The organism is Corynebacterium uterequi (assembly GCF_001021065.1).
Taxonomy (GTDB): Bacteria; Actinomycetota; Actinomycetes; order Mycobacteriales; family Mycobacteriaceae; genus Corynebacterium; species Corynebacterium uterequi.
This window is the reverse complement of the sequence record NZ_CP011546.1, coordinates 2,408,461-2,419,437: the sequence shown is the minus strand read 5'-3', so window position 1 is coordinate 2,419,437 and position 10,977 is coordinate 2,408,461. Positions and strand designations below refer to the sequence as shown.

At 64.5% G+C, this 10,977-nt stretch carries 12 protein-coding genes; 9 read left to right on the top strand and 3 right to left on the bottom strand.

From position 1 onward, the window contains the following. The first annotated feature begins 845 nt into the window (after positions 1–845). The 9 genes from rpmH (at position 846) to CUTER_RS10905 (ending at position 8,193) form a co-directional block, all read left to right on the top strand. Positions 846–989: a 50S ribosomal protein L34 gene (gene rpmH / locus CUTER_RS10945; protein ID WP_047260449.1), complete on the top strand. Its 144-nt coding sequence runs from the start codon at positions 846–848 to the stop codon at positions 987–989. Between the two features lie 10 nt (positions 990–999). Beyond that, positions 1,000–1,365 carry a ribonuclease P protein component gene (gene rnpA / locus CUTER_RS10940; RefSeq protein ID WP_047260448.1) on the top strand — a complete coding sequence of 122 codons (366 nt, stop codon included), beginning with the start codon at positions 1,000–1,002 and terminating at the stop codon, positions 1,363–1,365. Position 1,366: 1 nt separating this feature from the next. Next, complete coding sequence (gene yidD, locus CUTER_RS10935; protein ID WP_047260797.1) at positions 1,367–1,642, top strand: membrane protein insertion efficiency factor YidD; 276 nt, start codon at positions 1,367–1,369, stop codon at positions 1,640–1,642. A gap of 30 nt (positions 1,643–1,672) precedes the next feature. Beyond that, positions 1,673–2,752 (top strand): membrane protein insertase YidC, encoded by a 1,080-nt coding sequence (yidC, locus tag CUTER_RS10930; protein WP_047260447.1) that lies wholly within the window; start codon positions 1,673–1,675, stop codon positions 2,750–2,752. A gap of 153 nt (positions 2,753–2,905) precedes the next feature. Further along, positions 2,906–3,550: a 16S rRNA (guanine(527)-N(7))-methyltransferase RsmG gene (gene rsmG, locus CUTER_RS10925; protein WP_047260446.1), complete on the top strand. Its 645-nt coding sequence runs from the start codon at positions 2,906–2,908 to the stop codon at positions 3,548–3,550. Between the two features lie 61 nt (positions 3,551–3,611). Continuing rightward, on the top strand, positions 3,612–4,583 hold the full coding sequence (locus CUTER_RS10920; RefSeq protein WP_047260445.1) for a ParA family protein: 972 nt from the start codon (positions 3,612–3,614) through the stop codon (positions 4,581–4,583). 21 nt (positions 4,584–4,604) lie between these two features. Next, positions 4,605–5,660 carry a ParB/RepB/Spo0J family partition protein gene (locus CUTER_RS10915; protein WP_047260444.1) on the top strand — a complete coding sequence of 352 codons (1,056 nt, stop codon included), beginning with the start codon at positions 4,605–4,607 and terminating at the stop codon, positions 5,658–5,660. Positions 5,661–5,664: 4 nt separating this feature from the next. Continuing rightward, positions 5,665–6,309 (top strand): hypothetical protein, encoded by a 645-nt coding sequence (locus CUTER_RS10910; RefSeq protein ID WP_047260443.1) that lies wholly within the window; start codon positions 5,665–5,667, stop codon positions 6,307–6,309. 147 nt (positions 6,310–6,456) lie between these two features. Beyond that, positions 6,457–8,193, top strand: coding sequence for an ATP-binding protein (locus tag CUTER_RS10905; RefSeq protein WP_052844132.1), 1,737 nt, complete (start codon positions 6,457–6,459; stop codon positions 8,191–8,193). A gap of 185 nt (positions 8,194–8,378) precedes the next feature. On the opposite strand, the gene CUTER_RS10900 is transcribed toward CUTER_RS10905, so the two are convergent. The 3 genes from CUTER_RS10900 to trxB all read right to left on the bottom strand — a co-directional run bounded on the left by CUTER_RS10900 (position 8,379) and on the right by trxB (position 10,918). Further along, positions 8,379–9,563, bottom strand: coding sequence for an N-acetylmuramoyl-L-alanine amidase (locus tag CUTER_RS10900; protein ID WP_047260442.1), 1,185 nt, complete (start codon positions 9,561–9,563; stop codon positions 8,379–8,381). A 71-nt stretch (positions 9,564–9,634) separates the two neighbouring features. Next, entirely contained in the window at positions 9,635–9,958 is a 324-nt protein-coding gene (gene trxA / locus CUTER_RS10895) for a thioredoxin (RefSeq protein ID WP_047260441.1), read from the bottom strand. Between the two features lie 21 nt (positions 9,959–9,979). Further along, positions 9,980–10,918 (bottom strand): thioredoxin-disulfide reductase, encoded by a 939-nt coding sequence (gene trxB, locus CUTER_RS10890; RefSeq protein WP_047260440.1) that lies wholly within the window; start codon positions 10,916–10,918, stop codon positions 9,980–9,982. Positions 10,919–10,977: the final 59 nt, after the last annotated feature.

The following is a 10,977-nucleotide window of genomic DNA, read 5'->3' as shown; positions in this document are numbered from 1 at the left end:
AGGTGGCGGTCCTTACTAGTCTTTGTGGTCACTCCGTCCGATGGGCTGGGGAGTGGCCGGTGGAGAAAACCGTTTCTTATCCACACCCTGTCGGGGACCATTTGTACGCTATCACCACGCAGTCCACAAAACTGTCCACACCTGTGGAAAACTCGCCGGAGGGTGGTTATCCACACCCTCTCCACAGGTCTGGGGATAGCCGTTAATCCCCAAAAATGCCGTCGTGACCTGCTGGTATCCACAGATCCCGGTGGAAAGCTCAACCTGTAGTTGCGAGTTATCCACAGGTACGGCTCGTGCACCTCAGTGGATAAGTTGTCATTTCCATTGTTCTCCCCGGTGGTGGTGTTAAGCGACTTGGGAGCCAACCGGCTCCGTGGCATCCGTTGTCACGTCCGCGACCAGGGCGATCGTCGGTCGCGCGGCGGCAGGTAGGGATGGATATTCCGAGTCCCGCATGGGTAGTGATGCCTAAAGCACATTTTTGTAATTACGGGGGCACCTGCTTCGAGGCGGTGAATCCTCGGCGTGTCGATTTGCTCGCATGGGTCAAAGTCCCGTAGCGTAAAGCCAGTCATTCATGCCCGAGCCCTCATCGATGCCTGCCTGAGGTTGGCAGCGGCGGGAGCGTCGGACATGCTCGAGAGCGGTCATTCGCGCCGTCAACCGGGTCACCTCCCACCCGCCGGTGGGCGGACAGTGGTTGTGAATCCCCGCGAGTCGCACCCCAATGCGGCACTCGAACCTAAAAACGTCATCCATACTTTTGTGGCGAATGGCACCGAAGGCTGCGGGCCCGGCACCGGTGTGCTCACTTCGCCGCGTGCACCGTCAAGGAGAATATCGTGGCAAAGGGTAAGCGTACCTTCCAGCCCAACAACCGTCGTCGCTCCCGCAAGCACGGCTTCCGCATCCGTATGCGCACCCGCGCTGGTCGCGCCATCGTCGCCGCGCGTCGCAAGAAGGGCCGCGCCAAGCTCACCGCATAAGGAGTGTGCCGTGCTTCCGAAGCGCCTCAAGCTCTCCTCCCCCACCCAGTTTTCCCGGGTCATGCGGAAGGGACGCAAGGCCGGAAGCCGCACCGTGGTTGTGCACGTGTACGACCGTTCGGCCGAATCGTCGCCGCTGCCTGCAAACGTGGGCGGGCCACGGTTCGGCCTTATTGTGTCTAAGGCGGTCGGCAACGCCGTCGCCCGGCACGCCCTGTCCCGCCGGCTGCGTCACGTGGCCGCCGCGATGGCCGACGAGCTGCCCTCGTCCTACGAGATCGTCCTGCGCGCCCTGCCCGCCGCCGCCACGGCGACGAGCCACCAGCTGGCTTACGACATTGCGAAAGCGTTGAAGCGGATCGAGCGTCGTGGCTGACATGCGCAACGTCGACGGCGAACAGCTCCCGCAACCGCGCGGACTACCAGCCCGCGTCGGAGTGCGGGCCGTGCGGTTCTACCAGCGCCACCTGTCCGGCCTGAAACCGGCGGCGACGTGCCGCTTCGTGCCCACGTGCAGCGCCTACACCCTGGAGGCCATCACCCGATACGGCCTGTTTCGAGGCAGCCTCATGGGTATGATCCGGTTGGCGCAGTGCGGCCCCTGGCACCCCGGCGGGTACGATCCTGTTCCGGAGCGCTCGCTCACCGATTAAGCACCGTTGACCTAGGAGACTTGACGCCCAGTGCTCAATTTCATTTACTACCCCATCTCAGCCGTGATGTGGTTCTGGCGCGAAGCGCTGACCTTCCTCGGCATGAACGCCAACGCGGGCGTCACGTGGCTACTGGCTATCGTGTTGCTCACCGCCACCATTAAGGCGCTCCTCGTCTACCCGATGGTGCAATCGCTGCGATCGAGCCGCAAGATGCAAGAACTCACCCCGAAGATTCAGGCGGTGCGGGAGCGGTACAAGAACGACAAGACGAAACTCGCCGAAGAGACCCAAAAGGTCTACAAGGACGCCGGCTTTAATCCGCTGTCGAGCTGCATCCCCATGTTCGTGCAGATCCCGGTGTTCATCGGTATCTTCCACGTCCTTCGCTCCTTCAACCGGACCGGCACCGCCGCTGGCGGCCTCGGGCTGACCGTTGAGGAAAACCGCGCAATCGGTAACTACATCTTCTCCGCCGAGGACGTGCGTTCCTTCCTCGACGCGGAAATCTTCGGCGTTCCGCTGTCGGTGGCCATCGGCACCCCGACGGAACAGTTCGCCGCCTACGGCACGGACTTCACCCGCCTCGACGTCGCCTACGTCGCCGTGCCCTTCATCGTGCTCATCGTGCTCTTCACGCACTTCAACGCCCGCTACACGCTCAATCGCCAGCACACCCGCCAGGCCTCCGGCAAGGCCCCGCAGCCGACGGGCGATAACGCGGAAATGATGCAGATGCAGCAGCAGATGATGGGCAAGATGATGCTGTGGGTCTTCCCCGCCATGACCATCATGACCGGTTACCTGTGGGCCATCGGCCTGCTGGCGTACATGCTCACCAACACCGTGTGGACCTTCGTCCAAACCCGCCTCGTGTACAAGAAGATGGACAAGGAAGAAGAAGAGGAGATCGCCCGACGCGAAAAGGTGAAGGCGGAACTCGCTCCGGTTGTCAATGCCCGAACGGTGGATAAGCGCTCGAAGAAACAACGCAAGGCCGAACAGGAAGCGCAGCAGCTCGCCGAGCAGCAAGCCAAGGAACGCGCTCTGAAGCAGCGCCAGGCTGCGCAGCGGGCACGGTCGCAAAGCAAGAAGAAAAAGAAGAACTAACTCCCTCGCGCGCAGCCGAATGAACACAGTGCTCCGGTCGCTTTTGTGAGCGTGACATGGACGACGCCCCCGCCTAAGGCGGGGGCGTCGCCGTCATGAGGCTGGGCTACAGTGAGAAGAACAGTTTTCGAGTCTGCCCCGGAAAGGTTGAACATGAGCGAGCCTGTGCTGTCCTCCCCGCCAGAAGTTGCCGGCACCGTCTTCGGCGACCGGTTGGACAAGGCCGTGGCCTACCACGAACTACTCGCCACCGACGGCTCCACCCGCGGCTTCATCGGCCCCCGCGAGGTACCCCGGCTGTGGCAGCGCCACCTGCTCAACTGCGCCGTCATCGGGGAGGCGTTCGAGGCGGAGGCGGCAATCGTCGACATCGGATCCGGCGCCGGTCTGCCGGGCATCCCGCTCGCGATCGCTCGAGAAGACCTGCGCATCACGCTCGTCGAACCGCTGCTCAAGCGGGCGACCTTCCTCGGCGAGGTCACCCAGGCCCTGGGGTTGAGCAATGTGACGGTCATTCGTGGCCGGGCGGAGGAGCCCGCACTTCGCCGGCGGCTGGCGGCGGACTTCGTGACGTCGCGCGCCGTCGCACCCTTGGGTAAGCTCGCCGGGTGGTCCCTCCCGCTGGCTAAAATAGGTGGGTCCATGGTGGCGATGAAGGGCTCGTCAGTGCACGAGGAACTTCAGCGCGACGCCGAGCTCATCCGCGCCGCCGGGGGCGGTGAGGCCACCGTCTTCACCGTCGGAGACACCCTGCTTGAAGAACCCACCACCCTTATTCGAATTCCCCGGGTGAGCTGAGCCGGCAGCCCACTACAGTGGAATTGTTAAAGAACCCGATAGAAGCGGAGCCATGTAGTCGATGAATGATCTCCAGTGGGACGATACCCCGATCGCCGCAGCCGCCCGACGGGCCGCAGAGGTCTTGTCGCCTGGTCGTTTGACGCTGCCCAAGCCGCCGGCGCCCCGGCTGGTGACGGTGGCGAATCAGAAAGGCGGCGTCGGTAAGACCACGACGTCGGTGAATATGGCCGCCTCCTTGGCCCACCACGGCCTGAAGGTGCTGGTAGTGGATCTGGACCCGCAGGGCAACGCCGCCACCGCACTGGGAGTCAACCACCGGGCGGGGACCACGTCGAGCTACGAGCTCATCATCGGCGAAGCCCAGCCAGAGGACGCCATCCAGCCCACCGAGGTGGACAATCTCTACTGCATCCCGGCGACGCTCGACCTCGCCGGCGCCGAAATCGAGCTGGTATCCATGGTGCGCCGCGAATACCGGCTAGCCGACGCGCTACGCAAGGGCCACGTCCGCGAGGAAGGCTTCGACTACATCTTCATCGACTGCCCGCCGTCGCTGGGCCTGCTGACGATCAACGCCATGTCGGCCGTCGACGAGATCCTCATCCCCATCCAATGCGAGTACTACGCCCTCGAAGGCGTAGGCCAGCTGCTGGGCAACATCACCATGATCCGGGAGCACCTCAACCCCCGGCTGCACATCTCCGCCATCCTCATGACCATGTACGACGGGCGCACCCGCCTCTCCGAGGAAGTAGCCAGCGAGGTCCGCAACCAATTCGGCGACGTCGTGCTCAAAAACCAGATCCCGCGAAACATCAAGATCTCGGAGGCCCCCAGCTACGGCCAGACCGTCATCGACTACGACCCCGGATCCCGCGGGGCCTTCGCCTACCTCGACGCCGCCCGCGAGTTCGCCACCCGCGGTGACTACGTTCCCCACGCGACGACGGGCCCCATCGGCGTCAGCCCCGAGACGCGGGAGCTGCTGGACTCTGAACACTCCGCCGACTCGGCCCCGCACGAATCCTAAAGAGCTAAAGGAGAGCTTCCTGTGTCTAACAAGCCCCGCAAAGGTGGTCTCGGTCGCGGGCTCGGTGCTCTGATCCCTTCGGGCCCAGGCCCCGGAGCGGGCGACGCGCCCCGGCCCCGGCTTGGGGCGGGGGCAGCCGATGTCATCTTCGGCGAGACCACACGTCCACAGTCCGGAGACCGGATTAAAGGCGCACCCATTTTCACCGGCGACTCCGAGAAAGCCTCGCGCAGCATCCACAAAGCCGTCGCCGTCGACGACGCCGAGGACTACGGCGCCTCCTACGCCGAACTGCCCATCGGCTCCATCACCCCCAACGCCCGGAACCCGCGACGGGTGTTCGACGCCGACGAACTCGCCGAACTCGTCCACTCCATCAAGGAAGTCGGCCTGCTGCAGCCCGTCGTCGTCCGCAAAATCAGCGACGGCTACGAACTCATCATGGGCGAACGACGGTGGCGCGCGGCCGCCAAAGCCGGACTCAAGCGCATCCCGGCCATCGTCCGCGAAGCAGCCGACGACACCATGCTGCGCGACGCGCTGCTGGAAAACATTCACCGCGTCCAACTCAACCCCCTCGAAGAAGCTGCGGCATACCAGCAGCTCCTGGAGGAATTCGGAGTCACCCAAGCCGAACTCGCCGAACGCCTAGGCCGATCCCGCCCCGTCATCACCAACACGATCCGGCTCATGCAACTGCCCGTCGGCGTGCAATCCCGCGTGGCCGCCGGCGTACTCTCGGCCGGCCACGCGCGGGCCCTCCTCGGCGTCAAGGTCGACGACGCAACCGACGCCCAAGAACACCTCGCCGACCGCATCATCCGGGAAGGACTCTCCGTCCGCGCCACCGAAGAAGCCGTCACCATCCTCAACCGCGACGGCCACACCGCCCCCGAAAAGAAGAAACGGCAACCCCAGCCCCAGCCGGAATACGCCACGGCGGCCGCGGAACGCTTGGCCGATTCCTGGGACACGAAGGTCTCCGTCCTCGTGGGCAAGCGCAAAGGCAAGATCGTCGTCGAATTCGGCGACCAGGAGGACCTACAGCGCCTGCTCGCGCTCATGAACCAGGGATAGCCTCATGGCGAGCCGCCTGCAGCCCCTGATCCCGGAGACGGTCTCTAAGGCCCACCCGCGGGCGCTGCGCAGCGTCTTCTGGGAGATGGAACCAGAGCTCGCCGCCGCCGTAGAGGCCTCCGGGGAGGCGGCGGCGGAAAAGCGGGCCTGGCTGGAGGCTCGCTTCGCCGATTACGGCACGAGCGGGTACCTCATCACCTTCGGCGACGACGCCCACGCTGCCACCCGGGCAACCGTGCTGTTCTGCGACCCGGAGCACGCGCGCGGCACCGAACGGATGCCGACCGCCCCGGTGTCCGAGGACGCCCAGCTCATTAGCTCCCTATTCATCCACCCGATTCTCTCGGGCGTCGGCGTGGAACAGCTGCTCCTGGAGGCCAGCGTCATCGATCTCACGCGTCGAGGGTTCGCGGCGATTGAGGCCTTCGGCCTGCACCGGGACATCGACCGCGTCTCGACGTCGGCGGAAGTGGTGGCGGCGCTGGTGCACCGGGAGGATATAGGCCTGATCGGGGTGGACGATCTGGAGGCGGTCGGTTTCGAGATCGTCGCCGAGCATCCAGTGTTTCCTAGGTTGCGGTTGGAGCTGCCGCCGTCGCGAGCGCTGACGCACCGCTGGGCGCGGCGCTTGATTGCTGCGGGGTGCTAGCCGGTTCTTTTCTGCCGCGCTGGAATCTGGGGCGGGTACCCTCTCGTTTCATCATGTTTAAAGTTTGGCCGATTTTTGCGCATCATAGTGAACATCACTGGGAAAACCCCCGCTCACGAAAGTGCAAGCCCGGCTAGGATCAACGCCATGACGTGGACGATGCGGCAGGTGCTGGAGACTCTCGAGGAACTCAAACGCTCCAAGGACGCCACCATGGCCGTGGAATGCAGACGAGCGCGCTCAGAAATGCCGCTCGACCTCGGGCCAACCCTGTGTGCCTTCGCCAACATGCCCGCCGGAGGGGTCATCCTGTTCGGAGTCAGCGAGGCGGAAGGCTACACCATCACGGGAGCGGCCAACCCTCGCCAGTTATTTGCCCAGGTAGCCGACTACACTCAGCAGTTCATCGAACCGGCGCCGGAACTGCGGGAGTCCTATCTCAGCAGTGGAGGGTTCGACGTTCTCGTCGTCGAAGTCCATCCCTTGGACCCGGAAAGCAAACCCGCCACCATTGAGGGCAGGTCCTACCTTCGCCGGCCCGACGGCAACTTTCTCCTCGGCCCCAGCGACGTTCGCATGCTCGAGATAGCGGCGCTGCCCAGCGACGAGCGCGTCGACCACGGCAGCCGTCCGGTGACCGGCACCAGCACAGCGTTACTCGACTCCTCGCTGGTGGCGGCCTATCTTGCGGCCGTCCGGCGAGACAGCCCCAGGATGGCGACCGTCGACGACGCCCAGGTGCTGGCCGCCACCGGCATCACAGACGTCGCCGGGAACATCACCGTCGCCGGGCTTTATGCTCTGGGTTTCTACCCTCAAGGGCGCATCCGCGGACTCGGCGCCACAGGCGTCGTCGAACTGCCTCACGACGCCACCGAGGCGAGCACGCAGAGAGTGCAGCGCTTCGAGGGCCCACTGCCCGTGCTGCTGCACGACATGTGCCAGTGGATTGAGGACAGTTTGCAGGCTACTCGAACGCCCGCCGACGGGAAGTCGTCGGACACCACCGACATCCCGGCGTCGGCGATTCGTGAGCTCGTTGCCAACGCCCTTCTTCACCGAGACATCAGCCCGCTGAGTGAGGCGTCCGGAAAGGAGGTCACGGTGAAGGTCACCAGCCAGGCGCTCGTCATCGAGAACCCCGGCGGCCTCCACGGAGTGTCCATCGATCAGCTATCGGGCCACGAGCGGTTCCAAGCGGCGGCGAATCCGCGCCTTTACGAGATCGTCCGGCGGCTTCACACCGACGACGGCCGACCAGTAATCGAGAGCGAAGGGGCCGGGATTCACTCCATCTTTGAAGCTACGCGCGACATTAATCTGTGCCCGCCGCGAATGGAGGACACCGGCGTGATGTTTCGTGCTCTTCTCCTACGCAGTCCGCGCATAGACGGCCAGGAGTTGGTGTGGGTGGAGGATCTTCCCGGTTTCGCTTCGACCGGGCAAAAGGAACTCTACGTGTCGCTTAGACGCGGCCATTCCTGGACGAAGACCGAGTGGATCCGCCATCGGGCGTCTGTTCCGTCCGCGATGGGTGTCGGCGAGGTGGACACGTTGGTCGCATGGGGACTTATCCGAGTTGACGGCGACCGGATCGTGCTCACCGGCCCCAGTGTCACCGACAATGCGACGTCGGCGGGTGCTGACGCCCTGGACGCAGTGGGAGGCACGGAGGGCTTGAGAAACCTGGGCAGGAATGTTCCTGCTGTCTACCGCGCGCTGGCCGACGGGGAACTGTCGGTGCGCGATGTGCAACAGCGGACGGGGTTGACCACTGGTCAGGTTCGGTACAGTCTGAAGCCGCTGGTGCACAAGGGGCTGGTGGAGATGATCGGTGGTCAGGGGGCACGGGCCACGACGTACCGGCTGGCCACGGAGTCTTAGGCCGTTGCGACGGTGTTTAAGGGAGTTTGGGGTGTTGGAAGTGTTGGAGGTGTTGGCTCGCAGATATCATGTTTAAAGTTTGACAGTGACGGTGTAGCAGCCTCTGTCATATTTAAAAACGCAGGTCAGATAGCAAAAATGTGCGGGCCAGCACCAGATGACGGCCCGCTCATGTTAAAAGTTTGCTAGCGCCCCTCTGACCGCAGAAGAGCGGCGAAATCGAAGGTGCCGGTCGGCTGCTGATCGTCGTCGAGCAGGTAGAGCCTTTTCACGGAAACCACGATGGCCTCGGCGATGCGGTCGCGCATCGCGGGGTCGGTGAGAACCTCCACGTCACCGGGGTTGGTGAGATACCCCAGCACCACCTCGATGGTGGGCATGTCCGTGAGCCGCAGCAGCTTCCACGTGCGGGCGTGGTTGCCGCAGTTCTGCAGCCGCGTGCGGGCGACGATCTCACGCTGGATGAAGCCAGAAAGGGTCTCGCCAGTCATGGACGAAGCCCCAACGAGGGAACCGAAGTAGAACGTGGCGACGCCGTTGGCCTTGTCGTTGTAGTAGTGATCGCAGTTCAGCGAGATCATCACGTCGGCGCCGAAAGCGTTGGCGATGTCCGCGCGGTCGGCGGCGGAGAGGTCGTCGGTGCGCGGGCGGGAGATGATGGTCTCCATGCCCGCGGCGATCATCCGCCCCTCGATACGGCTCGCCAGGTCCCAGAGCAGTTCCTCTTCGGAGATGAGCCCGTAGCGGCCCTTGACGGTGAGGCCCTTGTTGGCGCCGCCGAGAGCCGGGTCGATCACCACGCGCTTTCCGGCGAGCTGGGGGCCGGCCGACCGAACGGATTCCCGTTCGCGGATCGCCTGCGGGGAGCCGCCGGTGATGCGCCGGCCGAGCAGCGACAGGGCGCGCAGCGTGTCGGGGCCGCAGACGCCGTCGTCGGTCAGCCCGTAGTTGAGCTGGTAGGTCGCGACGGCCTCGTGGGTTTGGCGCCCGAATTGCCCGTCGACGCGGTGGGAGTAGAACCCGAGCTCTTGGAGCTGTTTTTGCAGCTGGGCGACGTCGTCGCCGATGAGCTCGTTGTTCGGCTGGAAGCTTAAGACCCGCACCCCGAGGGTGTAGGAGGCGTGGCGCAGTTCCCGCAGCGTGGTCTGGTCTAGTACGCCCGTGGGGATGATGCCGCGGGATTGTTGGAAGGCCCGCAGCGTGTCGGCCAATTCGAAGTCGAAGATCTTCTCGTCTTCGTGGAAGGTTCGGGCCTTCCAGTCGGCGACTTCGGTTTCGGCGTCGCCGTTGTAATAACCAAGACGGGCCAGGGTGGAGCGTGCTTCAGCCACCCGGGGACTGGAGTCTCCGACTCGAAGGTCCCTACTCACAGCGCGTCCTCCCTTGAAATTTCCCAGCTAAAGATAGGTGTCTTTTCCAGTGTAACCACGAACCACGTTGGTTACAGGTGATCGTTAATTGTAGCGATAATGTCGGCTTTGGAGCGCAAGCCGATGATCTCGTCCACTTTCTGGCCGTCTTTGAAGATGAGCAGCGCGGGGATGGACATGATCTGGTACATGGCGCCGAGCATGCGTTCCTCGTCGACGTTGACCTTGGCGATGGTCACGGCGTCGCCGAGTTCGGCGGCGATGTCTTCGAGCATGGGGGTCAGCTTGCGGCAGGGCCCGCACCACGGCGCCCAGAAGTCGACGACGACGGGCGTGGTCGACTCGATGACGGTGGAGCGGAACGTGTCCTGGGTGACGGTGATGGGTGCGCTCATGAGGGGCCTTTCTGGTGAGGGTTAGGCGGTCGGCAGGTCCGCGAGGAAGGCCTGCGCGTCGAGGGCCGCCTTGCATCCCGAGCCGGCGGCGGTGACGGCCTGCTGGTAGTGGTCGTCGACGAGGTCGCCGCAGGCGAAGACGCCCGGGATGGCGGTGCGGGTGGAGGGTGCCTCGACGACGACGTAGCCCTGCTCGGTGAGCGGCAGCTGGCCGCCGAGGATGCCCGTGCGCGGGTCGTGCCCAATGGCGACGAACATGGCCGTGGCGTCGAGCTCGCTGGTGTCGCCGGTGACGGTGTCGCGCAGGGTGAGGGATCCGACCTTGCCGTCGGCTTCGTTAACGGAGGCGACGACCTTGTTGGTGGCGAAGTCGATCGAGTCGTGCTGGCGGGCCCGCTCGACCATGACCGGGGAGGCGCGGAACTCGTCGCGGCGATGGATGATGGTGACCTTCGACGCGAAGGTGGCGAGGAAGAGGGCGTCGGTCATGGCGGTGTCGCCGCCGCCGACGACGGCGATGTGCTGGTTCTTGAAGAAGAAGCCGTCGCAGGTAGCGCAGTAGGACACGCCGCGCCCGCCGAGGGCTTGCTCCCCCGGGACGCCGAGCTGGCGCGGGGCGGCGCCGGTGGCGAGGATGACGGCCTTGGCGCGATACACGTCGTCGCCGACGCGGATGGTCTTCACCTCGCCGGTGAGATCCACGGAGTCGACGAGCTCCATGCGCAGATCAGCGCCGAAGCGGATGGCCTGGGCCCGCATTTCCTCCATGAGCTCCGGGCCCATGATGCCGTTCTGGAAGCCGGGGTAATTCTCCACCTCGGTGGTGTTCATCAGCTCGCCGCCGTACTCGTAACCCTCGAAGACGATGGGCTTCAGCTCGGCGCGGGCGGCGTACAGCGCCGCGGTGTAACCGGCCGGGCCGGATCCGATGATCGCGACGTCGTGAAGCGTGTCAGTCATGACAAGAACTCCTTCGGGGCGTTGTGTAACGTACGTGGCTTTTAAGTCTAGGCCCCGAG

Coding starts and splice junctions, on each gene's coding strand:
- yidD (WP_047260797.1), top strand. CDS start 1,367: ATGCGCAACGTCGACGGCGAACAGCTCCCGCAACCGCGCGGACTACCA.
- rsmG (WP_047260446.1), top strand. CDS start 2,906: ATGAGCGAGCCTGTGCTGTCCTCCCCGCCAGAAGTTGCCGGCACCGTC.
- CUTER_RS10920 (WP_047260445.1), top strand. CDS start 3,612: ATGAATGATCTCCAGTGGGACGATACCCCGATCGCCGCAGCCGCCCGA.
- CUTER_RS10910 (WP_047260443.1), top strand. CDS start 5,665: ATGGCGAGCCGCCTGCAGCCCCTGATCCCGGAGACGGTCTCTAAGGCC.
- CUTER_RS10905 (WP_052844132.1), top strand. CDS start 6,457: ATGACGTGGACGATGCGGCAGGTGCTGGAGACTCTCGAGGAACTCAAA.
- trxA (WP_047260441.1), bottom strand. CDS start 9,958: ATGAGCGCACCCATCACCGTCACCCAGGACACGTTCCGCTCCACCGTC.
- trxB (WP_047260440.1), bottom strand. CDS start 10,918: ATGACTGACACGCTTCACGACGTCGCGATCATCGGATCCGGCCCGGCC.